Annotated in this window: 19 protein-coding genes; 13 read left to right on the top strand and 6 right to left on the bottom strand. The window is 72.2% G+C overall.

The window, feature by feature from the left end; all coding sequences use genetic code 11:
• Positions 1-155 precede the first annotated feature (155 nt).
• Together J0911_RS08405 and J0911_RS08400 are read left to right on the top strand one after the other, a co-directional pair.
• A complete protein-coding gene (locus J0911_RS08405; protein ID WP_207275011.1) occupies positions 156-2,045 on the top strand; it encodes a polysaccharide pyruvyl transferase family protein in 1,890 nt (629 codons plus the stop codon).
• Positions 2,046-2,062: 17 nt separating this feature from the next.
• Positions 2,063-2,986, top strand: a complete 924-nt coding sequence (locus J0911_RS08400) for a glycosyltransferase (protein WP_207275010.1) — start codon at positions 2,063-2,065, stop codon at positions 2,984-2,986.
• Positions 2,987-3,004: 18 nt separating this feature from the next.
• Here J0911_RS08400 and cysC read toward each other — a convergent pair whose 3' ends face one another.
• Both cysC and J0911_RS08390 read right to left on the bottom strand, forming a co-directional pair.
• Positions 3,005-4,204 (bottom strand): adenylyl-sulfate kinase, encoded by a 1,200-nt coding sequence (gene cysC / locus J0911_RS08395; RefSeq protein ID WP_207275009.1) that lies wholly within the window; start codon positions 4,202-4,204, stop codon positions 3,005-3,007.
• Positions 4,201-5,169, bottom strand: coding sequence for a sulfite exporter TauE/SafE family protein (locus J0911_RS08390; protein ID WP_207275008.1), 969 nt, complete (start codon positions 5,167-5,169; stop codon positions 4,201-4,203). The genes cysC and J0911_RS08390 overlap by 4 nt, the downstream gene beginning before the upstream one ends.
• Before the next feature lie 162 nt (positions 5,170-5,331).
• On the opposite strand from J0911_RS08390, the gene J0911_RS08385 reads away from it, so the two are divergent.
• The 4 genes from J0911_RS08385 to J0911_RS08370 are packed head-to-tail and all read left to right on the top strand — an operon-like array spanning position 5,332 to position 8,841.
• Positions 5,332-6,213 carry a 3'(2'),5'-bisphosphate nucleotidase CysQ gene (locus tag J0911_RS08385; RefSeq protein ID WP_207275007.1) on the top strand — a complete coding sequence of 294 codons (882 nt, stop codon included), beginning with the start codon at positions 5,332-5,334 and terminating at the stop codon, positions 6,211-6,213.
• Positions 6,214-6,216: 3 nt separating this feature from the next.
• Positions 6,217-7,119, top strand: coding sequence for a sulfate adenylyltransferase subunit CysD (cysD, locus tag J0911_RS08380; protein WP_207275006.1), 903 nt, complete (start codon positions 6,217-6,219; stop codon positions 7,117-7,119).
• On the top strand, positions 7,119-8,450 hold the full coding sequence (cysN, locus tag J0911_RS08375; RefSeq protein WP_242636474.1) for a sulfate adenylyltransferase subunit CysN: 1,332 nt from the start codon (positions 7,119-7,121) through the stop codon (positions 8,448-8,450). The genes cysD and cysN overlap by 1 nt, the downstream gene beginning before the upstream one ends.
• A 46-nt stretch (positions 8,451-8,496) precedes the next feature.
• Positions 8,497-8,841 (top strand): hypothetical protein, encoded by a 345-nt coding sequence (locus J0911_RS08370; protein ID WP_207275005.1) that lies wholly within the window; start codon positions 8,497-8,499, stop codon positions 8,839-8,841.
• Between the two features lie 96 nt (positions 8,842-8,937).
• On the opposite strand, the gene J0911_RS08365 is transcribed toward J0911_RS08370, so the two are convergent.
• A complete protein-coding gene (locus J0911_RS08365) occupies positions 8,938-11,184 on the bottom strand; it encodes a glycosyltransferase family A protein (RefSeq protein ID WP_207275004.1) in 2,247 nt (748 codons plus the stop codon).
• Positions 11,185-11,371: 187 nt separating this feature from the next.
• Here J0911_RS08365 and J0911_RS08360 point away from each other — a divergent pair, with 187 nt between their 5' ends.
• Positions 11,372-13,444: an acyltransferase family protein gene (locus tag J0911_RS08360; protein WP_207275003.1), complete on the top strand. Its 2,073-nt coding sequence runs from the start codon at positions 11,372-11,374 to the stop codon at positions 13,442-13,444.
• A 63-nt stretch (positions 13,445-13,507) separates the two neighbouring features.
• Here J0911_RS08360 and J0911_RS08355 read toward each other — a convergent pair whose 3' ends face one another.
• The 3 genes from J0911_RS08355 to J0911_RS08345 form a co-directional block, all read right to left on the bottom strand.
• Positions 13,508-15,025, bottom strand: coding sequence for a S8 family peptidase (locus J0911_RS08355; protein WP_242636473.1), 1,518 nt, complete (start codon positions 15,023-15,025; stop codon positions 13,508-13,510).
• A 192-nt stretch (positions 15,026-15,217) separates the two neighbouring features.
• Positions 15,218-17,173 (bottom strand): gamma-glutamyltransferase family protein, encoded by a 1,956-nt coding sequence (locus tag J0911_RS08350; protein WP_372434855.1) that lies wholly within the window; start codon positions 17,171-17,173, stop codon positions 15,218-15,220.
• A 47-nt stretch (positions 17,174-17,220) separates the two neighbouring features.
• Positions 17,221-18,210, bottom strand: a complete 990-nt coding sequence (locus J0911_RS08345; RefSeq protein WP_207275002.1) for a stage II sporulation protein M — start codon at positions 18,208-18,210, stop codon at positions 17,221-17,223.
• An 89-nt stretch (positions 18,211-18,299) separates the two neighbouring features.
• Here J0911_RS08345 and J0911_RS08340 point away from each other — a divergent pair, with 89 nt between their 5' ends.
• The 6 genes from J0911_RS08340 to J0911_RS08315 all read left to right on the top strand — a co-directional run bounded on the left by J0911_RS08340 (position 18,300) and on the right by J0911_RS08315 (position 25,030).
• On the top strand, positions 18,300-19,136 hold the full coding sequence (locus J0911_RS08340; protein ID WP_207275001.1) for an RDD family protein: 837 nt from the start codon (positions 18,300-18,302) through the stop codon (positions 19,134-19,136).
• Positions 19,137-19,362: 226 nt separating this feature from the next.
• The gene (locus tag J0911_RS08335; protein ID WP_207275000.1) at positions 19,363-20,574 is read left to right on the top strand and encodes a DUF7847 domain-containing protein; all 1,212 of its coding nucleotides are present in this window, start codon (positions 19,363-19,365) and stop codon (positions 20,572-20,574) included.
• Between the two features lie 8 nt (positions 20,575-20,582).
• Positions 20,583-21,308: a DUF4129 domain-containing protein gene (locus J0911_RS08330; protein ID WP_242636472.1), complete on the top strand. Its 726-nt coding sequence runs from the start codon at positions 20,583-20,585 to the stop codon at positions 21,306-21,308.
• Complete coding sequence (locus J0911_RS08325) at positions 21,305-22,597, top strand: DUF4350 domain-containing protein (RefSeq protein ID WP_207274998.1); 1,293 nt, start codon at positions 21,305-21,307, stop codon at positions 22,595-22,597. Before J0911_RS08330 ends, J0911_RS08325 begins: the two co-directional genes overlap by 4 nt.
• The gene (locus J0911_RS08320) at positions 22,594-23,688 is read left to right on the top strand and encodes an AAA family ATPase (RefSeq protein WP_207274997.1); all 1,095 of its coding nucleotides are present in this window, start codon (positions 22,594-22,596) and stop codon (positions 23,686-23,688) included. The genes J0911_RS08325 and J0911_RS08320 overlap by 4 nt, the downstream gene beginning before the upstream one ends.
• A gap of 10 nt (positions 23,689-23,698) precedes the next feature.
• Entirely contained in the window at positions 23,699-25,030 is a 1,332-nt protein-coding gene (locus J0911_RS08315; protein WP_207274996.1) for a DUF58 domain-containing protein, read from the top strand.
• Positions 25,031-25,085: the final 55 nt, after the last annotated feature.

The following is a 25,085-nucleotide window of genomic DNA, read 5'->3' as shown; positions in this document are numbered from 1 at the left end:
GCCGGGACCGCGAGCGGCCGCGTCGCGCCGCGCGTGTCCTCCCGAAGTTCTCCGCTACCCTCGTGGGCGGACGGCGCATCCCCGCGTATGCGGGGGTGGGCCCGAGGAGCCCACCCCAGAGCCGCACCATCCGCGGTGAGTCCACGGAAAGTTGTATGACGACCGACATCAGCACGCCCGACCAGAATGCCGTGGTCGAGAGCGACACCACGACGGAGACCGAGTTGGCCGAGCCCCGCCACGAGGCGCCCCGCGACGACGTGATCGTCTGCTCCTTCTACACGGCGGACGACTACTACCGCGGGCACGGTGAGCGGCTCCGCGCCGCGCTGGACCGGCTGGGCGTCGCGCACGACCTGCGGGAGATCGAGATCCCCGAGGGACTCGACTGGGCGGACGTGACACGCAGAAAGGTGCCGTTCCTGGCCGAGGTGTGCGAGAAGCACCCGGACAAGAAGGTGTACTGGATCGACGTCGACTGCTCGCTGTCGTCGTTCCCGCCGCTGATCGCGGACTTCTCCGCCGACATCATCGGTTTCCAGCGTGGGTTCTCGTCGCCGCTGTCGATCGGGTACGCGAACCGCACGCGGTTCTGGGAGCCGGCCTTCTGGGGCGTCAACACGAGCCCGGCCGCGCGCCGCTTCGTGGCCGACGCCGCCGCGGCGGAGGCCGCGGGCCGGGACATCAAGGCGACCGACGACTACTTCTTCGAGGAGTCCTGGCGCAAGAACGCCGAGTCGCTGTCGTTCCAGATCATCCCGTCCGTCGCCGTGTTCTCCAAGGCGAAGCCGGAGATCACGGACGTGACGCCGTTCTTCTCGTTCGGTTCGAGCGGCAACGTCGAGGAGTTCAAGGGCAAGGTCGTCCAGCACGGCCGTGCTGGTCTGCCCGGAGGCTCGGCGGCGGCCGGCGTGCCGATGCGGCGCCGCGTGCTCGACGTGCTGAAGAAGGTCGAGCGCAAGCTGCCGGGGGACGCGCGCAACTCGCTGCGCCTCGTGGCCGACCGGGTCGGTGTCACGCACGTGCTGACGCACGGCCTCAAGGAGGGCTTCAGCGGATCCGGCCGCCGCATCCGGATCGCGAACCGGCTGGTCCGCGAGGGTCAGGCGGGCAGGGCCGACAAGGTCGCCGAGCTGTGGTCGCGGCTGGAGCAGCTGGGCCCCGTCGACGACGCCGAGCGCGACGCCAAGCGCGCCGCCGACACGTTCGTCCACTTCCGCACGACCGGCGAGGGCACGCCGATCCCGCTGGCCTGGTGGCCGCGCCCCTACCCGGGCAACTTCGGCGACTGGCTGTCGCCGCTGGTGCTCGCCCACTACAGCGGGCGCCCGCTGCGCTTCCTGGAGCCGGCCGCGCCGGTGAGCCGTCCGCACCTCCTGTCGGTGGGCTCGATCGGCCGGTTCGTCAAGCCGAAGTCGGTCGTCGTCGGCACCGGCATCTCCAGTGACGACATCTCGCTCGAGCCGAAGGCCACCTACGTGTCGCTGCGCGGACCGATCACCGCCGCGCGGGTCACGGAGTCCGGTGGTCCGGAGGTCACCTCGTTCGGCGACCCGGGTCTGCTGCTGTCACGGATCTACCCGCACGAGCGTGGGGAGACCAACGGCCGCGTCGCCCTCGTGCGCCACTTCACGCACGCGAACCTCCCGGTCGTGCTGCCGGACGGCTGGGACGAGCTGTCGGTCCTCATGTCCTCGCCCGAGGAGATCGAGGCGTTCGTCGGGCGCCTGAACGAGTACGACGCCGTCGTCACCAGCGCGATGCACGTGATGATCGCGTGCCACTCCTACGGCATCCCGTGCGCGCTCGTGGTGTTCGAGGGCATGGAGGGCACCGTGCACGGCAACGGCGTCAAGTACCGCGACTACTCGCTGGGCGCCGGCCTGAGCCGTACGTTCGAGCCGGTGAGCGTGCCGCTCGACCTGAACGCCGCGAACCTGTCGGACCTCGTGGTGACCGAGCGGGTGAGCGAGGCGAAGCTGGACGAGGTGGCCGACGCGGTGCGCACCGCGGTCGACACCTGGGCCGCGCGGGCCACGCGCTGAGCCCGACGGCGATCGTCATGATGGCTGAGACGTCCGGGGAGCCGGCGCCCGGGAACCGGGTGCCCGAGAACGACGTGCCTGCCGGGCGCGGGCATGTCCGCCGCGGTCCCGCCGGACCCGCGGGGCCCGTGTCGAACGGCGAGGCATCGGCCGGGTGGGTGCCCGACGACGGCGCCGCGGTCCCGCTGCTCACGATCGCCTACTCGTCGCTCGCCGAGCGTGCCGGCGACGTCGTCTGGCCGGAACGCTCCGACGACCTCGACCTGCTCCTGTGCGTCCAGGGCGACCTGCCGGAGGGCTTCTCGCCGCCGGACGGCGTGCGTCTGGTGCGCGTGCCCGGACGTGGCGTGGCGAGGAGCCGCAACGCGTCGCTGCGCCACGCCCGCGGGCGCTACCTGCTGTTCTGCGACGACGACGTGCGCGTCGACCTGGAGGGCGTGCGTCGCGGCGCGGAGCACCTGCGTGCCACCGGCAAGGCGATCGCCCTCGGCCGCGGCATGGGGGCCGACGGCGAGCCCCGCAAGCGCTACGCGCCCGAGATCACCCCGCTGACGCTGTTCAACTCCGCGAAGGCCGCCACCTACGAGATGCTCGTGGACGTCTCCCAGCTGCGCGCGCACGACGTCTGGTTCGACGAGCGCTTCGGGGCCGGCGCGGAGCTGTACCTCGGCGACGAGTACATCCTCATCGCCGACCTCCTGCGCGCGGGCCTCGCCGGCGACGCCGTCCCGTTCGTGTACGGCATCCATCCGGTGGAGAGCTCGGGTTCCCGCTGGGGCGGCCGCGACGCCCACGCCCGCGCGGTCGTGTTCAACCGGGTCTTCGGGTGGGAGGCGCCGGCGGTCCGCCTGGCCTTCGCCGTGAGGTCGCGCGACAAGCTCGGCGGCTGGCGTGAGGTGACCCGCTTCGCCCTGGACGGGACGCGCCCCCCGGAGGCCTGACTCCTGGCGCGCCGCCCCTCAGAGGGCGGCGCGGACCTGGTTCACCGCGTCCTCGACCGAGACCTCGCTCGTGTCGATCGTCAGATCGGCGTCGTCGGGCGTCTCGTAGGGCGAGCTGATGCCCGTGAAGTCCGGGATCTCGCCGGCCCGGGCCTTGGCGTACAGGCCCTTGCGGTCGCGCGCCTCGCACACTTCCAGGGGCGTGCTGATGTGCACCAGCAGGAAGCGTGCTCCCGCGGCCTCGGCCAGGCCGCGGACCGTCGCCCGGCTCGCCGCGAAGGGCGCGATGGGTGCCGCCACGGCGATGCCACCGTGCTTGGCGACGAGCGAGGCGACGTAGCCGATCCGCTCCACGTTGGTCTCCCGCGACTCGCGATCGAAGCCCAGGCCCTTGGAGAGGTGGTGCCGCACGGCGTCACCGTCGAGCAGGGTGGTCCCGAGGCCGTCGTCGTCCAGCTCGGCGGCCAGGGCGCGGGCGACCGTCGACTTGCCCGAGCCCGACAGGCCGGTGAAGAAGACCACGGTGCCACGGCCGTGCCCGGCCGCGGCGGCACGCTCCACCTCGCGCGCCGAGGCGGCGGGGTAGAGCGCGGCGACGGCTCGTGCGTGCGCCCGCGGGAGGTCCGCGAGGGCGGCGCGTGTCTCCGGCGAGCGCTCCTCGCCCGGCACGAGCAGACGCTCCGCGCCGTAGGCCGTCGCCACGTCGGCAGGTGTCACGTCGACGGGCGCCACCGCCGTCGTGGAACGGTGCGGGTACGGGACGACGACGACCCGAGGTCTTCCCGGGATCTCCTCCGCGAGGGCGACCACCGCCCGGGTGAGCCCCGCCGCGCCGACCGTGCCCGGAGCGGTGCGCCGGGACGCCGGGACGAGAAGGAGGACGCCGCCGCGTTCCGCCACGCGAGCGATCGTGGCGGCGTCCTCCACCGTCGGCACCTCGTCCGTCCAGACCGCCGTCGTCCCCGGGGCGACGGCGGCGGCGACGTCCCGGGCCGGGACGCGCAGGCGCTCGTCCCACTGCGGTCCGAGAGCTGCCGCGATCGGCTTGACCGGCGTCGGCGAGCCGTCGGCGCCCACCTCGGCGAGCGGTGTGTTCTCGGTGTCCGTGAGCGTGACGGGCCCCGTCACGAACGGCAGGCGCGGAACGGCGCCGCCGAGTGCGAGCTCGAGGACGTCGAGCTCGTCGTCGGTCAGGACACGGGCGGGGGAGTCGGTCATGTGCGGCGGCTCGATTCGTCGATGCGGGCGGGCTCGTCCGGAGGGGACGGCGTCGTGCTGGGTGAGGGCGCCGGGAGGGCCGGCGCGCCGAAGCGTCGCTTCACCCAGATCCATACCAGGTTGCCGCCCACCAGCGCACCGCCGGCCGCGGCGAGAACGAGCCAGAGGGGCGCACCCAGCAGCTTGAGCGCGGAGGCGAGGAGCAGGATCGCGAGGGCGCGGCGGATGATGCCGCCCGGTGCGCGGCTCGAGACGTGTGCGCCGAACCAGGCACCGGGGATCGCACCGATGAGGAGCGAGACCGTCAGTCCCAGCGAGAAGTCGCCGTACAGGAGGTGACCGAGGGATGCGGCGGCGACCAGGGGGACGGCCTGCACCAGATCCGTGCCGACCACCTGGGAGGCCTTGAGGGCCGGGTACATGAGCAGCAGGATGACGATGATGATGGAGCCGGCACCCACCGAGGTGACGCCCACCATGAGTCCGGCGACCGCGCCGAGCAGGACCGTCGGGAGCGGCCGTACCACCAGGCTGGGCGCGCTCGGCGCCACGGGACCCTCACCGAGCGCGGAGCGCGTGCGCACCATCTGCAGGACGGCTCGTACCACCAGCCCGAACGAGGCGAGCAGCAGTGCGACGCCGAGAACGTACCGCAGCACGGTGTCGAGCTGGTCCCCGAACGGGATGACCTTGATCAGGAGGGCGCCGGAGAAGGCTGCCGGGACGGAGCCCAAGCACAGCCAGCCCACGAGAGGCAGGTTGACGGTGCGGCGGCGCAGGTGCACGAAGGCGCCGGCGGGCTTCATGAAGAGACTGGCCACGACGTCGGAGGAGACCGCCACGAGCGGGTCCACCCGGAAGACGAAGATCAGCATCGGCGTCATCAGCGCGCCGCCGCCCATTCCGGTCAGGCCCACGACGAAGCCGACGAGCAGGCCGCCCAGGACAAGGGGGAGGTCGACCATTCGTTTCCTACCTTTCCGGCCGGAGATCTCGACGATCAGTGTGCCATCAGCGGCGCCGATCGTCGAATGGTAGCCTCGGCGCGACCTCGGGGTTTCACCCGTTCGCTTTCCGCGCGCGGACTCCGGGGTGTCACTGCGCCCCTGGACGCCGGCTGGAGACTGATGAACTCGCCCTCACCCCACCTTCCCGCGGGGTCGCTCGATGACACCGCCCTGGCGCAAGCCCTGGCCGACGGAGCCGGGCAGGTGCTCCTCGCACTCCGCGCCGGCGTCGACGCCACGGGCGGCGACTTCGACCAGAAGGCGTTCAAGGACGCCGGTGACGCCGCCGCTCAGGACTGGCTGGCGCGCGCTCTCGCCGCGGCCCGGCCGCAGGACGCGACACTGTCCGAGGAAGCGAAGGACGATGTGTCGCGCACGCGTGCAGATCGTGTGTGGATCATCGACCCGCTCGACGGCACCCGGGAGTTCGCGGAGCGCCACACCGGGGCCGACGGGCCCGAGGGCGAGTGGCGTGACGACTTCGCCGTGCACGTGGCGCTCTGGGAGCGCGGTGCGGGCCTGACGGTCGGGGCCGTGGGCCTGCCCGGCCGGGGCACCACCCTGACCACCGCCGACACGAGCCCCGGTGGTCCCGCGGACGCGGAGGCCGTGCTACGGGGCGAGCGTCCGCTCCGGATCGCGGCCAGCCGGAGCCGGCCGCCCGAGTTCGTGGCTACCCTGGCACAGCGCGGCGACGTCGAGCTCGTGCCGATGGGTTCGGCCGGCGTCAAGGTGATCTCCGTCGCAGGGGGTACCGTTGACGCCTACGTCCACGGCGGCGGGCAGTACGAGTGGGACTCGGCGGCACCGGTCGCGGTGGCGCAGGCTCGCGGACTCGTGTGCACCCGTCTCGACGGGTCGCCGCTCGAGTACAACCGGGAGAGTCCCTGGCTCCCCGACCTGTTCGTGTGTCACCCGGCACTCGCTGCGCGGCTTCGCGAGCTGCTCGACTCCGTCGGGGTCGAATCGAACGTCGCATCGTTGAGCAAGGAAGGTGCTTGAGGAGTGAAGAGTCACGTCCTGAGCCAGTTGCGCAGCCTGGAGGCCGAGGCCATCCACATCATGCGCGAGGTGGTCGCGGAGATGCAGCGCCCGGTGCTGATGTTCTCCGGCGGCAAGGACTCCATCGTCATGCTGCACCTCGCGGCCAAGGCGTTCGCGCCGGCGCGTATCCCGTTCCCGATCCTGCACGTGGACACCGGCCTGAACTTCCAGACCGTGCTGGACTGCCGTGACCGGTGGGCCTCCCGTCTCGGGGTGCAGCTCGTCGTGGCGTCGGTGCCCGAGGCCATCGACCGCGGTCTGGTGCAGGAGGAGCCCAACGGCTCGCGCAACCGCATCCAGACCCCGGTTCTCCTCGAGGCGCTGGAGAAGCACGGCTTCGACGCCGCGTTCGGTGGCGGCCGTCGCGACGAGGAGAAGGCACGTGCCAAGGAGCGCGTGTTCTCCTTCCGTGACGACTTCGGCCAGTGGGACCCGAAGAACCAGCGTCCGGAGATCTGGAACCTGTACAACGGCCGCGTCCACATGGGTGAGTCGATCCGTGTCTTCCCGCTGTCGAACTGGACCGAGCTCGACATCTGGTCGTACATCGAGGCCGAGGACATCGATCTTCCGGATCTCTACCTCGCGCGCGAGCGCGAGGTGGTGAACCGGGGAGGCATGCTGTACGAGGTCAACGAGTTCACCCCGCTCAAGGAGGGCGAGACGGCGGAGGTCAGGCTCACCCGCTACCGCACGGTCGGGGACGCGAACCTGACCGCGTGCGTCGAGTCCGAGGCGACGACCATGCGTCAGGTCGTCGAGGAGGTCGCGGCGGTGCGCCTGACCGAACGCGGCGCGACACGCGGCGACGACAAGGTGAGCGAGGCCGCCATGGAGGACCGCAAGAAGGAAGGCTACTTCTGATGACGACGGCGACGGAGGGCACCGGGAGCGCGGTCGCGCAGGAGCCCGGTGTGTACGAGGCCGGTTCCACCGACCTCCTGCGGTTCGCGACGGCGGGGTCGGTGGACGACGGGAAGTCGACGCTGATCGGGCGTCTGCTGTTCGACTCCAAGACGATCTTCGAGGACCAGCTCGAGTCGGTGGAGCAGGTCAGCAAGGACCGCGGCAACGACTACACGGACCTGGCGCTGCTGACCGACGGGCTGCGGTCCGAGCGCGAGCAGGGCATCACCATCGACGTGGCGTACCGCTACTTCGCCACGCCGAAGCGCAAGTTCATCATCGCGGACACGCCCGGGCACATCCAGTACACGCGCAACATGGTCACCGGGGCGTCGACCGCCGACGTCGCGCTGATCCTGGTCGACGCGCGCAAGGGCGTGCTGGAGCAGTCGCGCCGCCACACGTTCCTGGCCACCCTGCTGGGCGTGCCGCACGTGGTGGTGTGCGTGAACAAGATGGACCTCGTGGACTACTCGGAGGAGGTCTTCGAGAACATCCGTCACGAGTTCACCGAGTTCGCCGCCCGTCTGCGGGTGCCGGACATGACCTTCATCCCGGTGTCGGCCCTCAAGGGCGACAACGTGGTCGACCGGTCGGAGAACATGCCCTGGTACGAGGGCACCACGCTGCTCAGCCACCTCGAGCGCCTGCACGTGGCCTCCGACCGCAACCTGGTGGACGTGCGCTTCCCCGTGCAGTACGTGATCCGGCCGCAGCAGAACGACGCGCGCGACTACCGCGGCTACGCGGGCACCGTGGCGTCCGGCGTGATGAAGCCCGGCGACAGGGTTCTCACCCTGCCCTCGGGCCTGGAGTCGACGATCGAGTCAATCGACACCGCCGACGGCCCGGTCGACGAGGCGTACCCGCCGATGTCCGTGACCGTCCGGCTGACCGACGAGATCGACATCTCGCGCGGCGACATGATCTGCCGGCCGAACAACGCGCCGACCGTGACGCAGGACATCGACGCCCAGATCTGCTGGATGGACGAGAGCGCCTCGCTCACGCAGGGCAAGAAGTACGCCATCAAGCACACCACGCGGTGGGCGCGGGCCATGGTCAAGGGCATCAACTACCGGGTGGACGTGAACACGCTGCACCGGGACGAAGAGGTGACCGAGATCAAGCTCAACGAGATCGCGCGGGTCAAGCTGCGTGTCACGCAGCCGCTGTTCGTCGACCAGTACCAGACCAACCGGCAGACCGGCTCGTTCATCCTGGTGGACGAGTCCACGAACCGGACGGTCGCGGCGGGCATGATCGGCGCCGTGGCCCACGGCTACTGAGCGGCGATTCCCGATCAGCATCTCCACGACCAAGGAGCGGTAGCAGGTGAAGGTGTCGAAGTTCCATCTGGTCTCGGTGGCCACGGCAGGGCTCGGTCTGCTCGCCGCGGTGTTTTCGCTCGTCGGTCTGCCCGAGCCGGCTCTGGCCGCGCTCGCGCTCGCGATCGCCGCGCTCGCCGTGACCGTCGTGCTGGCCGACCGGCGCGCGGCACGGAACAGCGGTCGGCCCGCTCGCGTGCCGAGCGGCGTCGCCGCGTCGAACGGTGACGTACAGGCGCGTCTGGGTGCACTCGACAAGCGTCTGGAGCTGATGGAGCGTCGTCTGCTGTCCTCGCTGGACGCCGCCCGCCTCGAAGAGGCCGAGCGTCGTCGCGCGCAGACGCCGGGCTGACGGGCCACCGACGCCGAAGGGCGGATCCAGCGGGCCGGCCCGCTGGATCCGCCCTTCGCGCTCCGGCCTTCCGGAGGGCCCACCTCCGGGCGGGCGTCAGGCCGTGGTCGTGATCTCGCCGATCCAGGCCTTCAAGGCCGCGGTCTCGTCGGTCGAGGCGTTCTCCGTCTCCGGGGCTCCCATGGGCGCACGCAGTTCCACGCCGAGCGCGGCGCACTCCGCGGCGAGACGGTGGTAGGACGTCGGCGTGGCGGTCCCGAGAACGACGGCCTCGGTCGACGAGGCGAGCAGCTGGTTCACCGAGATGTCCGCCGTGCCGAAGAGCACCGGCATCGTCGCCGCGTCCTCGAACGCCGGCACGAGGACGCGGCGCTGGTGCGCGTTCAGACGCATGCGGACGTCGCGCCCGTCGTCGAGGAGGGTGCGAACGGTGGCCGCGGTCGCTTCGAGAGCGGCCACGTCGTCGTCCAGCACCACCACGGCGGTGACCCGGTCGGCTGTCCGGATGCTGATGCTCTCCGGAGACGCGAAGGCGACCGGGAGGCGGGCTTCCGTCGTCGCGCCACCGCCCGGGGCGGCCGCGTCACCCACCCGCGGGCTCCAGACGACCTCCGCGCCGAACCGGGCGGCGGCCCTGACGACATGCTGCGGGTCGTAGCCAGCGAGCGGCGCTCCTGGGGTCGTCGGCGTCCGGTCGGTCAGGACGACCATCCTGTCCGTCCGTAGCCCCGGCTCCGGGCGAGGCAGGAAGGACAGGACCGTGGGATCGACGGCGACCGCCGCGGCGGCGGTGATCGGCTCGTCCCACGGGAGATGCTCGACGGCGCCCCGAGCGACGAGTCGCTGTGCCGGGCGCAGCAGTTCGACCGGTGAGCCGCTGTCGAGGTTGACTCCCTCGACCTGGAGGAGGCCGACCCGGTGCCCGGCGTCGGCCACCCTGGCGATCCAGGTGAGGGCGTCGCGCTCGCGTGCGCCGTCGTACCGCCAGTCCCCGAGGACGACGACGTCGAACGGGGCGGCCGGCTCCGGATGCGCGAGGAACTTGCGCGGGCTGGGGAAGGCGCGCGGGCCGGAACGGTCCAGGTACGGCGATGCGCCGGCACGGATCTCGCGGTGCCACGACCGTGCGGCGGACTGGTAGACGAGGCGCGCCGAGTGGCGCCAGCCGTGACGGAAGTCGTCCCGCGAGAGGGAGCCGGCGCCCATGCGCATGATGAGGAGCGGCTCGTCGAGGTCCTCCAGGCGGCCCGGGATCGCACTCTCGACACGGAGCTGGAACTCGGTGTCGGCGGCCTTGCGGACCGTGTCGAAAGCTCCGAGCAGAGGCCACACCTGCTCGCGACGGAACATCAGCGTGGGCGGGCCCGGCATCTCGTTGAGATTGCGGCGGCGTGCGAGGACCAGGTCCTCGGTCATCTTGAACGCCGTGGCCCGGACAGCCGACACCTCGGGATCGGTGGCGAGCGGTGCGACCTGGCGCTCGATGCGCTCGGGATGCGCCCAGTCGTCCGAGTCGTGAAAGGTGACGTAGACGCCGCGCGCCTCGTCGATGGATCGGTTGCGCGCCGCGTACGTGCCGGCGTTCTGCTCCTGTGTGATCACCCTGACCCGCGGGTCGAGCGCTTCGACTCGCGCGTAGATCTCCGAGTACTCCGGCCCGGAGGCGTCGTCGACGACGAGGATCTCCAGCTCCGCCCACGTCTGGTCGATCAGGGAGCGGACGGCCGTCAGGAGGTCCGGACCGGGCCGGAAGGAGCTCACGACGATCGTCACGAGTTCTCCGTGGACGCTCCCCGGCGTCGCCGTGCCCTTCAGCCGGTCGAACGGCGTGGCCGCGCCGTCCGCGGGAGCGAGCGCCACCGGTGTGAGACCACCGAGCAGTTCCGCAACGCGTTCCAGCCACGCCTCTTCGGTCGAGGAGGGAGTGACCCACGGATTGGCGAGATCGGTGCGCAGGCGCAGCAGCGTGCGAGGAGCGAGGGGCAGCGTGGGGAGGAGACGGCTGAGCTCGTCGGTCCGGCGTGCCTCGATGAGCAGCTCGGCCAGCAGGGTGGCCTGCGTCGCCTGGAGTGCCTTCGGCTTGTGATGGGCCACGTCCAGGAGCTCGGTGAGAGCTTCGTCCCGCTCCGCGTCACTCATCGCCATGCCCGAGTACGAATGGGCGTGTGCCGCCGCCCAGGCCGGCCGTGCCCAGCTCGCCGAACGGTCGCGGACCTCGGCGAGGAGTGCGCGGTAGTCGTCCGATTCCGTGCGCAGCGCCGCCCGGGTCACGCTCGCCGGCGGCACCCGGAGAGCGAGGATCGCCTCGGCGAGGGCGGGGAGGTCGGTGCGTGTGCTGCTCATGGATGACTCTCTGATCCGATCGTGACGTCCTGCGGCGACGTGTCATGGTACCGGGGCCGCGGAGACCGCGCCGGTAGCATTACCAGGGGCAGCTCCGCGGCCGTTAACCTCGGACCATCGTGCGGGTCCCGCCCGCCAAGGACCCCTCGACGCGAGCTCGCCTGCCACTGGCGCATCCTGGAGAATCATGACCCTTACCGCATCCACGGATCGGCGGCGCGCCCACGTCGCGGCTCCGACAGCGCACGCCGGTTTCCGGCCCGACATCGAAGGACTCCGGGCCGTGGCGATCGGCCTGGTCCTGCTGTACCACGCCGGGTGGGGCATCGTCTCGGGTGGATTCATCGGTGTCGACGTCTTCTTCGTGCTGTCGGGATTCCTGATCACAGGGCTTCTCATCCGGGAGGTCGAGCGCACCGGGCGGGTCTCCCTCAAGGAGTTCTACGCGCGTCGCGCGAAGCGGTTGCTTCCCGCCGCGGCCCTGGTCCTGGCGGTGTCGGCGCTCGTGACCCGGCTCACGGGCTCGGTCGTGGAATGGGCGACCTTCGGCGGTGACATCGTGGCCGCGGCGATCTACCTGGTGAACTGGCGTCTCGCGGAGCGTTCCGTGGACTACCTGGCCGAGGGAACGTCGCAGTCGCCCGTGCAGCACTTCTGGTCGCTCGCCGTCGAGGAGCAGTTCTACATCGTCTGGCCGCTGGTGCTGCTCGTCGTCGCCCTCGTCGTGCGGCGCACGGGCGTCCGTCTCCGGCCGACGATGGCGGTGGGCCTCGCCCTCGTCGGCGTTCCCTCGCTGGTCTGGTCCGTCACGGCGACGGCGAACCTGCCCGCCGAGGCGTTCTTCGTCACGACGACGCGACTCTGGGAGCTCGCGATCGGAGCCTTCATCGCCGTCGGCGCGCCCTTGTGGGTCAAGGTGCCGGCACTTGCCGCCCGGTTCCTCGGCTGGGCGGGGCTGGCGGTCATCGCGGCGTGTGCGCTCCTGCTCGACGAGACGGTCGCCTGGCCCGGCTCCATGGCTCTGCTGCCGACCCTGGCCACGGCCGCCGTGGTCGTCTCGGGATCCAACGGGCATGCGCCCCGGCTGCTCTCGACCGGCCCCATGGTGTGGATCGGCGGGCTGTCGTACTCGTTGTACCTGTGGCACTGGCCGCTCCTGATCGGCGCCACGAACGTCTTCGGTGGGATCGACGCCCTCACCGGCACGCTCGTCGTCATCGGGTCGATCGTGCCGGCGTGGCTCTCTCTCCGGTTCGTCGAGAACCCGGTCCGGCGGGCGCCGTCGCTGGCCCGGTCCGCCGGCCGGACCCTGACGCTGGGCCTCGTGCTGACGCTGGTGGGCGTCCTGGCCGGGTTCGCGCTGGTGCGGGCCGTGCCCCAGGTGGGGACCGTGGCGGAGGGTGAGGCACGGGGGGCCGCCGTGCTGCGGCAGAACGGCGACGGTAGCCGGACCGGCGTCGAAACCACCGATTCGGTCGGAGCGATGACGCCCCAGCCGGTCGCCGCCGTGGACGACATCCCGAGTGCTTACGACCGAGGTTGCCAGGTGCCGCAGGACGCTGTCGTGCCCAGTTACTGCGAGTACGGTGACCCGGAGGGCGGCAAGCTCGTCGTGCTGGCCGGCGACTCGAAGGCCTTGCAGTGGGTCGACGCCATCGACCGGATCGCCCAGGACGAAGGCTGGCGTCTGCTCGTCGCGACCAAGTCGTCCTGCGGGCTGTACGACGCGGTGCCGGCGACCCAGGGGCCCGTGTACGAAGAGTGTCAGGAGTACAACACCGCGCTGCTGGGTGAACTGGCCGAGATGAAGCCCGACGCGGTGATCCTGTCCCAACGGCACGGTCTGGCGATCGATCCCGTCACGGGGGAGCCGTCGCGGAAGGCCATGGTGGACGGGATGGCGCGGGCCTGGAAGAAGCTCGTCGCCTCCGGGATCGACGTGACCACCATCCTGGACAACCCGTCCCCGGTCGGCGTGGCCGGAGGCGAGGTGTACAAGTGCGTCGCGGAGAACCCGGACAAGCTGTCGGCGTGCTCCTTCGACAGGGCCGCAGGTCTCGAGGGCAGCGGCGCTCGCGCGCAGAAGGCCGCGGCGGACCGCGTGCCGGCCGTGAAGGTCGTCCGCGTTGCCGACCTGTTCTGCGACGAGACCCGCTGCCCCGCGGTTATCGGGAACGTGCTCGTCTACCGGCAGGGATCGCACGTGACCAACACCTATGCGCTCTCCGCCGTGCCGGTCCTGAGGGAGCGACTCGGATAGGCGAGCAGGGGCACTCGACGACGGCCGTGGCGGGCATTCGCCACGGCCGTCGTCGCCCGCGGATCAGCCGTCCGTGACCGCCCTCAGCGCGTTCGTGATGCCGTCGCCGTAGAACGAGTTCTCCGCCGGCGAGCCGACGCACTCCGCACCGCGATCCACCGGTCCGCACGCGTGGTCGGTGGCCTGGGCGCGGATCTGTGACTCCAGGAACCGCGGCGACCAGTCGGGGTGCTCCGACCTCATCAGCGCGAGAACGCCCGCGACGTGCGGGGACGCCATCGATGTGCCGCTGTAGAGCGCGTAGCCGTGGCCCGTCACCGTGGACAGGATCTGGGACCCCGGTGCGGCCACGTCGATCTCGCCGAGGCCGCGGTTCGAGAAGCTCGACAGGTTCGCCTCGGCGTCGATCGAGGACACCGTCACGACGCCGTCGAGCTCGGCGGGGATGTCCTCGCAGCCCGAGTTGATGACGCGGTCGACCGGCTCCGAGTCGTTCGGGCTGCTGCTGTCGCTGGTGTTGGTGGACAGGTCCGTGGCGGCGTTGCCGGCCGCGGCGGCGTGGACGACTCCCCGGCGCGTCGAGAACTCCACGGCACGGCGCACCGCCTCCTTGGCGGCGTACTGGTCGGGCTGGTCCTCGCACCAGTACATGAACGGGTCGACGTAGTAGCTGTTGTTCGTCACGTCCATGCCCTGGAGCCCGGCCCACATGAACCCGCAGACGGCGTACTCCGGAAAGATGTACCCCTCGTCGTTGACGACCTTGACCGACGCCATCGTCACGCCCGGCGCCACGCCCACGATGCCCGTGCCGTTGCGTGCCGCGGCCACCGTGCCGGCCACGTGCGTACCGTGCGACGAGGTGGTGGGCCACCAGCCCTCGGCCGACGTGTCGGGACGACCGGCGTCGGTGCAGTTCACCGACAGGTCCTCGGACACCTGGCCGGCCAGGTCCGGGTGGTCGGCCTCGATGCCGCTGTCCAGGATGCCGACGACGACGTCGGCGGAACCGTCGGTGAGCTCGTGGGCGGCGTCCGCCTGGATCAGGGACAGGTCCCACTGCTCGTTCTCACGAGGGTCCTCCTCGACCATCACGTCGAACTCCTCGTCGGTGGCCGCGTCCGCCGTCGCGCCGTCGGTGAGCGCGCCTGCGCGCAGTGACGGAGACCGCTGCGCGCGCGGACCGGCAACTTCTTCGGGCGTGCCCTCGTACGGCGAGGCGGTCCGCGTGGCGCCGACCGAGTCGACCACCCACCGGCCCGGTCCCGAGACGACGTCGTCCCGGAAGGACCCGTTGGTGGAGTGCGCGACGACCACGCCGATCTCCGGCCACGACTGGACGACGACGCCGCCGGCCGACCGGACGGCCCGCTCCGCCAGACGGGTGTGGCCCGGGTTCGCGTGCCGGGCGTTGACCACGTACGAGAACGTCTCGCCGTCGGGTGTGACGATCGGGACGGGCGTCGAGCTCGGTTCGTCCGTGGCCGCGGCGCTCGCCGAGAGGCCGAACGTCGTGGCGGCGAGTACCGCCACCGACGCGACCGCGAGGCCGCGCGCGGGACGGGGGTGTCGCATGCGCATGGTTGCTCCCTGAGGTTGGTGGGTCCCGTGGTCCGGGACCAGAGGGCAACTTACGGGTTCACCCGACATTCGGGAAAGTGTCCGACAATAAAGTCACCCGTTGGAAACATACCTGCACGGTCGGACTCCCGCGAGAAGAGTCCGCGACAGCCGCCCGGTTCTGCCCCGTGTCACCGGCCTGCCGCCCCCGTGTCACCGGCCTGCCGCGTAGCCCTGGGCGCCACGCGAGTTGGCCGCCGCGCCGAGAACGCCCGTCGACGGCTCACGGGTGACGGCGGACAGGCGGCCCAGCGTCCAGTCGCCCGCTCGCGTGATCCGATGGCCGCGTGCGCTGAGCGCCGTGATCACGTCCGCACCCAGCCTGTCCTCGACCACCAGCCCGCCCGGCGTCCAGGTGCGCGGCCAGAACGACCCCGGGAACGAGGTCGTGTGCCAGGCCGGGGCGTCGATCGCCTCCTGCGGGGTGTAGCCGCCCACGAGGACGCGCAGCAGGAACAGCAGCTGCCACTGGTCCTGCTGGTCGCCGCCGGGGGAGCCGCAGGCGAGCACCGGTTCCCCGTCGCGCAGCACGAGCGTCGGGGTCAGGGTGGTGCGGGGCCGCCTCCCGGGCACGAGGGCCGACGGCGAGGCGGGGTCCAACCAGGTCATCTGCAGGCGTGTACCGAGGCAGAAGCCCAGGGCGGGAATGGTGGGCGAGGACTGCAGCCAGCCGCCCGACGGTGTCGCGCTGATCATGTTCCCCCAGCGGTCGACCACGTCGATGTGGCAGGTGTCGCCACGGGTGACCCCTCGGGCGTCCGGGGACGGCTCGGCGGCCGCGGGTTCGTGGGGAACTGTCGGCTCACCCACCCCCGCGGCGGCTCCGCCCGTGGGCGCCCCCGGCAGGGAACCCGCTGGCGCGGTGGTCGCGTACTCGGTGCGCAGGGGAGGCACCGGCGGCGTCGTCCGTCCCGGCACCTCGCCGGGACGGAGCTCGTGGCTCGCGGTCACGTCGATGAGGGCGCGACGCCGGGCCGCGTACTCCGTGGAGAGCAGGTGACCCAGCGGTACGGCGTTCGCGGCGGCGTCCGGTGCGGCCGATCCCGACCCCGGGACGGCCGGCCCCGTGGCACCGGCGGCCGGCCCTGTATCGGCGCACGACGGCGCCACGTCCCCGTACCAGACGTCGCGGTCCGCCAGCGCGAGCTTCTGCGCCTCGGCGATCGTGTGGACACCCGCCACGGTGGACGGGTCCAGGAACTCGTCGTCGTACCCGTCGAGGATGGTGAGCGTCTGGAGAAGGGCGGGCCCCTGTCCCCAGGCCGCGGTCTTGGCGACGGTGCAGTCGCGGAACCGGGCCGTGACCGGCTCCTCGAACGTGGCGCGGAATCCCGCGACGTCGGCGGCCGTGATGACGCCGGCGTGGTCCGCGCCGTCGGAGTGCCGGTGCGGCGTGCGGACGAACTCCTCGATCGCGGGCCCGGTGAGCTCGCGCCACCGGCGGCGCGCGGCGTCCACGCCCGCCCCGCGCGATCCGGCGCCGTCGGCGGCCTCGACCAAGGACTCCAGCAGGTCGGCATAGGCAGGGTTGGTGACGAGGTCACCCGGGCTGGGCGGAGCGCCGCCCGGCATCCAGTGCGCGGCCGAGGTCGGCCAGTGCTCCCGGAACAGTCCCTGGACCGCCGCGATGGTGAGGGCCACGCGCTCCAGGACCGGATGGCCGTCCCGTGCGTAGCCGATCGCGTGGGCCAGGACGTCCCGCACGGTCCACGTGCCGTGCTCGCGCAGGAGCAGCAGCCAGGCGTCGACGGCGCCGGGAACGGCGGACGCGAGAGCACCCGAGCCCGGCACGAGGTCGAGTCCCTCGGAGCGGTAGTGCTCCATGGTCGCCGCAGCAGGCGCAGGGCCTTGACCGGCCAGGACGCGGGGCCTGCCGGGATCGGCGGCGCTGGCGAGCACGGCCGTCATGTCGCCGCCGGGCCCGTTCAGGTGCGGCTCCACGACGTGCAGCACGAACGCGCCGGCACAGGCGGCGTCGAACGCGTTGCCGCCGCGCTCCAGGACGGACTGGGCGGTGGCGGTCGCGATCCAGTGCGTGGACGCGGCCATGCCGAACGTGCCGGTGAGGTCGGGACGGGTGGTGGGCGCGGGCGGTGGAGCGAAGGGCACGACGTCACGGTAGCCGGTGTGTCGGACACCGGACCCGCGGGCCCGGCTCAGCCCGCGGTCACCGCGTAGGCTCCCGCCTCGTCGGACGACAGGTCACCGGTCTCGCCGTCACGCACGGCTCGCCCGCCGAGGACGTACACATACGCCCAGAATGCCCCCAGCGCGACCGCTCCGATGAGGATCTTCAGCCACCAGAACATCGACGACCCGGTGACGAACCCCTCGATCAGGCCCGACACGCCGAGCGCCGCCATCAGGGTGATCCCGGCCGTGATGAGGGATCGTCCCTCACGCGCCAGGGACGCCGACCGCTTGAGGGGCCCGGGATCGATCCACGACCAGAAGAAACGCAGACCCGCGGCCCCGGCCACGAAGATCGCCGTCAGCTCGAGCAGGCCGTGCGGGGCGATCAGCGTGAGGAACGTGTCCAGCTCGCCGTGGGCGGCCATCATCCCACCGATCGCACCGACGCTCACGGAGTTCTGCCACAGCACGAACAGCGGGACGATCCCCGTGATCCCGCCGCCGATACTGAACAACGCGATCCGGAAGTTGTTGCTCCACACCACGCCCGCGAATCCCGCACCGGGATCGTAGTACTCCGCGAACGCCTGGTTGACGTACTGCTCCTGCACGGACGGCGGTCCCATGGCGCGCAGCGCCTCCGGGTCGGTCGCCACGTTCACCCCCGCGACCACCGCGACCGCCAGCGCGGCGGCGGTGACCGCGTGCGTCCACCAGCGGATGCGGTAGACCGCCGCGGGAGCCGTGACCACCGCGAACCGCACGACACCGCGCCACGCGGGTTCGTGCGCACCCGCGATCTTCGCGCGGGCGCGCACCAGCAGCTCGGACAGCCGCGTCACGACCGCGGGATCGGGCGCGGCCGACCGCACCGTGGACAGGTGGGTCGCCACGGCCTGGTAGAGCCGCACCAGCTCGTCCGCCTCTGCGCCGTCCAGGCGCCTCCGGCCCGCGAGCTGCGCGAGACGGTCCCACTCCTTCGAGTGCACGGCGGTGAAGGCATCGATGTCCACGGCCGATAGTCTGCCTCACGCCCGAGCCATCCCTTAGATTTTGACCGGGGCGCAGGACGCCCGCGACACAGCCCGAGCAAGGAGACCACGTGCACGACGGCATCGTCATCGGTGAGGGAGTGCTCCTCGACGCACGCCCCGCCGGGTTCATCTCACGCACCCTCGCGGTGCTGCTGGACCTCCTCGTGCTGCTCATCGTGGTCGTCTTCCTGATCGCGATCGCGGTCCGATGGCTGACCGACCAGTTCCTGCGGGGCGAGTCCGGACTGGACACGCTGATGATCACCAACGTCCTGGTCACACTCATGGTCATGGTGGGCGTACCGACGGCCGTCGAGACCCTGACCCGCGGGCGCTCGCTCGGCAAGCTCGCCGCCGGCATCCGCGTCGTCCGGGACGACGGCGGCCCGATCCGCTTCCGCCACGCGTTCGTCCGTGCCGTGGTCGGCGTCTTCGAGCTGTGGCTCACCTTCGGGTTTCTCGCCGTCATCACCTCGCTGATCAACCGCCGCGGGAAGCGGCTCGGTGACCTGGGGGCCGGCACCTACGTGGCACGTGTCCGCGGCGGTCACCCACCGTCGGCGCCCGTCATCATGCCGCGCGAACTGGCGGCATGGGCGGACACCACCGACATGCGCCGGCTGCCCGACGGCCTGGCGCTCGCCGCCCGGCAGTTCCTCGGCAGGGCGCACAAGCTGGCGCCCCAGTCCCGTCTGCGTCTCGCGGACGACCTGGCCGGGCGTGTCGAGCCGTACGTCGCCCCGGGGCCGCCCGCCGGGACGCATCCCGAGGCGTTCCTGCACGCCGTGCTGGCTGAGCGGCGCCTGCGGGAGGAAGACGCGGCGCGCCTGCGCCAGGCGCGTGCCGACGAGCACGCGAGCCTGCTGCACCGCCTCCCGTACGCGGTGCCCGACCTGCGGGACTGACGCGGCGTCCGCGCCTTCCGTCCGACGGGCGTCGCCGGACCGGCCGTCCCGGCCTGCGGACGTTCGTGCCGCGAGGCCGTGACGAGGCCGGTGCGAACCCGGTCGGGAAGCCCGGAAGGGAGGCGTTTCTGCCCGCCCCGTCGGAGTGTCGCGCTAGGGTGGCGACGCGCACCGCGAGACATGGCGTGGTGTGCTGGAAGCCTACGAACACCCGGGAGACAAGCCTGTGACGACGCCAGCCAGTCCCGACGGCGGATCGGGCACGCCCGCCCCCGAGAACGGGTGGGGTGAGCCGCCGCGCTACGGTCAGTACGCACCGGGGTACGTTCCGGGCCGGCAGGCCGGTGCGCCCGGGGCCGGGCCGGCATCGCCGCAGTCTGCCCCGCAGTACGGGCAGGGGCAGTACGGACAGGCTCAGTACGGGCAGACGCCGCACGGCCAGCAGCCGGGCCCGGGCAGCGGGCTGCCCGGGCCTCTGCCGCCGATCGTCGACAAGCCGGGCATCATCCCCCTGCGCCCCCTCTCCCTCGGAGAGATCTACGACGGTGCCTTCCAGGCGGTGCGGCACAACCCGGGCGTGGTCCTGGGATTCACCACCATCGTGCTGGCGGTCGCCGCCGCGGTGGGTGCGCTGCTCAGCCTGCCCCTGACCACGTTCTTCGCCGACCTGTGGGGGCAACTCGAGGACGTCGTGGCGGCGGAGAGCACCGATCCGGCGGATCTCGCCGCGTTCAACCAGATGAGCGGACTGATCCCCGGCCTCTACGGTGTCACGCTGGGCACGGTGGTGACCTTGTCACTGGCCTCGCCGCTGGCCATGGGAGGCGTCGCCCTCTCGGTGAGCGAGTCGGCCATCGACAAGAAGGTCACCATGGCGGAGACCTGGCGTCGCGTGGGCCCGCGCTGGTGGTTCCTCATCGCGCTCGGCCTGGTGAAGGGGCTGGCCGTGTTCCTCGTGTTCCTGGTCGCCGTCGCGCTGGTGGCGGGCATGTTCGCACTCGACACCGGGCTCGGGGTGTTCGGCGTCTTCCTGGCGCTCGCGGGTCTTCTGGTCTTCGGCGCCTGGTTCGTCGTCCGCACCCTGCTCATGGCGCCGGCGATCGTGCTCGAGGGCCAGGGCTTCTGGGCCACCCTCGTGCGGGGCTGGCAGCTGACGCGGGGCGTCTTCTGGCGGATGCTCGGCATCTACCTGCTCACGTACCTGATCCTCTCCTTCCTCGGGCAGATCGTCGGCGCGCCCGTCTCCTACGGGTTCGGCTTCGCGTCAGTGATGGCCAGCCCCGTCGTCGTGCAGATCGGCGTGGCGCTCACGACGCTGATCGTCGCCCTGCTGGAGACGATCTTCATGGGTGCCGTGGTCGCTCTGCTCTACATCGACACCCGGATGCGTCGTGAGGGCCTCGACGTCCAGCTCGCGGCGGCCACGGCGGACCGATGACGCCACGCATGGAACCTCCGGTCGAACCCGGCCGCGAGGAGGCGCACGACTGGCTACGGAACGAGCTGCAGCAGGCGGAGTACGCCGAGCGGCAGAGTCTGCTCCAGCGTCTCGTCGAGGCCGTCACGGACTGGTTCCGCAGCCTCGACGTCCCGGACGCCGGACTCGCCGGAACACAGCTGGCGATCGTGATCGTCGTCCTCGTGGCCGTCGTGCTCGCGGTCGCGTGGTTCGTGGCGGGCCCGGTGCGTCGCGAGCGAAGGGCCGCGGGCTCGGCCGCCGTCGTCGAGAAGGACGACGTCCGTACCGCCGCCCAGATGCGTTCTGCCGCCGACGCCGCCGCGCGGTCCGGCCAGTGGTCGATGGCCGTCGCGGAGCGGTACCGCGCCGTGGTGCGGTCCTGCGAGGAACGCGCCGTGATCGACCCGCGTCCGGGCCGGACCGCCCAGGAGGCGGCGAACGACGTCGGCGTACGGCTGCCCGGGCTCGCCGCCCGGCTGCACCTCGCCGCAGGGCTGTTCGACCAGGTCGAGTACGGCGGCCAGGACGCGTCCGCGGCCGACGACGCCGCCTTGCGGGAACTCGACGAAGCGGTCGCCGCGGCCCGCGTCGAACGCAGGGAGGCGGCCACGTCCGGAGCGGGTCCCGACGCCGCGGGAGTGCCCGTCGCCGTGGTCAGCGCCCCGTTCGCCAGTGAGGGCACGACGTCGGAACGAGGAGTGGACACTCCGTGACCGCCACTGACACCACCGCCCCGCCACCCGCCGCCGGGCCTCGCCCGGTCGACCGGTCCGGGACGAGCGCGCCCGTCGTCGGGCGTACCACCCGCCGAGGATTCCCGTGGAGAACGGTCGGGTGGATCGCTCTCGTCGTCGGCGCCATCGCCTTGTTCGTCTTCGTCCTGGCCTTCACGCGGCCGGTGGGCTCGGACATCCCCTATTCCACCGAGAACCCGGAGGACGACGGCGGGCGCGCCGTCGCACAGGTGCTCGGCGACCACGGTGTGAGGGTGAACGAGGTCCGTACGGTGCGCGCGGCCTTCGACGGCGCGGCGGCGGGACAGACACTGCTCATCACCCCGCACCCCGCCTACTTCGAGCCGGGACAGATCGAGGCGCTGGCGGCGACCGAGTCCGACGTCGTACTGCTCGCTCCGGACTTCGAGCTCCTGGAGGCCTTCACGGACGGCCGGGTCGAGACGTGGTATTCGGGACCGGCCGCCACGGGCGGGCCACGGTGCGCGGCGCCCGCCGCCCGTGCTGCGCAGGACGTCCGCCTGGAGACGGGTCTGACCGTCGTGCGGGGCGAGGCCGACCGCTGCTGGCCCGCCGCCGGCGGCGCCGGGTTCGCGTACGTCCGCGCGCAGGTCGACGGCCGCTGGGTGCACGTGATCTACGACCAGTCCCTGATCCGCAACGACACCGTGCTCGACGGCGGCAACGCCGCCCTCGCCCTGTGGACCCTCGGCGCGCACGACGAGCTGACCTGGCTCGTCCCCGACCTTTTCGACACCACCATGATGGACGGCCCGCCTGGCGGGTCGGCCGGTGACGGTGGCGGGGAGGGCAACGGCGACGTCAGGACGCCTCGCCCCGAGGCAAGCGCCGGAAGCGTCCTGCCCCGGGGCACGGGACCGGTGGTCTGGGTCCTCCTGCTCACCGGCCTGGTGCTCGCGATCTGGCGCGGCCGGCGCCTCGGGCCGCTCGTGACGGAGCCGCTGCCCGTGCTTGTCCGTTCGGCCGAGACGATGCGTGGGCGCGCACGCCTGTACCGTGCGGTACGGGCGCGCGGACACGCGGCGGCAGGCCTGCGGGCCTCCGCGGCCCATCGCATGGCACACCGGCTGGGTCTGGCCCGGTCTGCCGACGCGACGACCGTCACCGAGGCGGTGGCGGCCGCCACACACCGGTCCGCCGACGAGGTGGCACAACTGCTGTACGGGCCCCCGCCCGCCGACGACGGTCGGCTCACCGAGCTGGCCCGGAGTCTCGACAACCTGGAGAGCGAGGTCCATCGATCGTGACCGAACCCGTGTACACCCCGCCCGAGGCCGGCCCCGGCTCGGAGCCGCCGTCCGGCACCGCTCGGCCCGGAGGTACCCAGGCCGACGGCTCCCGGCCCGACGGACCCCAGACCGACCCCGCGTCGCCACCGCCCGGTCCGTCACCGGGCCTGCGGTCCGCCCTGGCGGGCGTCCGTGCCGAGGTGGGCAAGTCGGTGGTCGGTCAGGACTCCGCCGTGACGAGCCTGCTCATCGCCCTGCTCTGCCAGGGCCACGTGCTCCTGGAGGGTGTGCCCGGCGTCGCGAAGACGCTGCTGGTCCGCTCCCTGGCGGCGGCACTGTCCCTGGACACCAAGCGCGTCCAGTTCACCCCTGACCTCATGCCCGGCGACGTGACGGGATCCCTGGTCTACGACGCGAACTCGGCGCGGTTCTCGTTCCGCGAGGGGCCGGTCTTCACCAACCTGATGCTCGCCGACGAGATCAACCGCACGCCGCCCAAGACGCAGGCCTCGCTGCTCGAGGCGATGGAGGAGCGGCAGGTCTCGGTGGACGGCACGCCGCGCCCGCTACCGGACCCGTTCGTGGTCATCGCCACCCAGAACCCCGTCGAGTACGAGGGGACCTATCCGCTGCCCGAGGCGCAGCTCGACCGGTTCCTCCTCAAGCTCGTCCTGCCGCTTCCCGAGCGCGACGAGGAGGTCGAGGTCCTCGCCCGGCACGCGGCCGGGTTCGACCCGCGGGACCTGCGGGGGGCCGGTCTCGAACCGGTGGCCGACGCCGACGTGCTCGCCCGTGCCCGTGCCGAGGTGAGCCGGGTACAGGTCTCGCGCGAGGTGCTGGGCTACGCCGTCGACGTCTGCCGCGCCACGCGCTACTCGCCGTCGCTCTCGCTCGGTGTCTCTCCCCGTGGTGCGACCGCGCTCCTGCGCACCGCGCGTGCCTGGGCGTGGCTGTCCGGCCGGTCGTTCGTCACGCCCGACGACGTCAAGGCGCTCGCTCACCCGACGCTGCGGCACCGCATCCAGCTGCGGGCGGAGGCGGAGCTCGAGGGCGTGACGGCCGAGGGCGTGCTCGACACGGTGCTGGCCTCCGTGCCGGTGCCTCGCTGAGGCGGGCCCGATGGCTCTGACCTGGCGGGCCGCCGTGCTCATGGCGGCCGGCGTGATCCCGGCACTGCTCTGGCCCAGCGCCGGGACGGTGATCGCCTGGACGCTGCTCGTGGTCCTCGTGTGCTGGCTGGACATCGCCCTGGCCGCCTCCGCCCGGCGTGTCGAGGTCCAGCGGTTCCTCCCGCAGTCGGTCCGGCTGGGTGAGCGTGCGGTGTCGGAGCTGGTGGTCCGGAACGTGTCCGGGCGACGGCTGCGCGGTGTCGTTCGCGACGCCTGGCCGCCGTCGGCGGGCGCCGCCACCGGATCGGTTCCCGGAGGCCCCGGCCGGCACGCGCTCGACCTGCCTCACCTGGAGGCGGTCCGTCTGACCACCTCGTTGCGGCCGATGCGTCGGGGCGACCGCCTCGCGGGTGGTGTCACGGTCCGCACCCTCGGCCCGCTCGGGATCGCCGGGCGGCAGTACACGCTGCCGGTTCCCGGCAGGCTGCGGGTGCTGCCGGAGTTCGCGAGCCGCAAGCACCTGCCCTCGCGCCTGGCCCGCCTGCGCGAGCTCGACGGCCGGGCGGCCGTGCAGGTCCGTGGTGAGGGCACGGAGTTCGACTCACTGCGCGAGTACGTGGTGGGCGACGACGTCCGCTCGATCGACTGGCGTGCCACCGCGCGCCGGAGCGAGGTCGTGGTGCGGACCTGGCGTCCCGAGCGTGACCGCCGTGTGCTGATCGTGCTGGACACGGGACGCACCTCGGCGGCGCGGGTCGGCGCGATCGGCAGCCAGATCGGCGCGCCGCGTGTGGACGCGAGCATCGAGGCCGCCCTGCTGCTGTCCGCGCTGGCGAGCCGGGCGGGTGACCGTGTCGAGCTCGTCGCCTACGACCGTGCGGTCCGGGCCCGGGTGCAGGGCGCGGCCGGGCCTCGGCTCATGCCGGCCATGGCGGAGGCGCTCAGCACGGTCGGGCCGGTGCTGCTGGAGACCGACTGGCCGGGTGTCGTCGGCCAGGTGCGCGAACGGATGTCGCAGCGTGCACTCGTCGTGCTGCTGACGTCGCTCGACCCGGCGGCCGTCGAGAACGGGCTTCTCGCCGTCGTCGACCAGCTGACACGCAACCACCAGGTCGTCGTCGCGTCGGTCGCCGACGAGGAGGTGGCGGAGATGGCGAAGGGCCGTGAGTCCTCGTCCGAGGTGTACGACGCCGCCGCGGCGGTCCGGGGTGACCTGGAGCGCACGGCCGCGACCACCATGCTGCGCCGGTACGGCGCCGAGGTGATCGAGGCCCTGCCGGACGACCTGGCACCCCGCCTGGCGGACACCTATCTGGCGCTGAAGGCCGCCGGCCGGCTCTGAGAGCCGCCGGCCCGAGGCACGCCCGGCGCGCGGCGGTCCTGCTCGTGTGCCGGCG

The sequence above is a fragment of the Myceligenerans salitolerans genome (genome assembly GCF_017349295.1).
GTDB lineage: Bacteria > Actinomycetota > Actinomycetes > Actinomycetales > Cellulomonadaceae > Myceligenerans > Myceligenerans salitolerans.
This window is presented reverse-complemented; position numbering and strand designations above follow the sequence as displayed.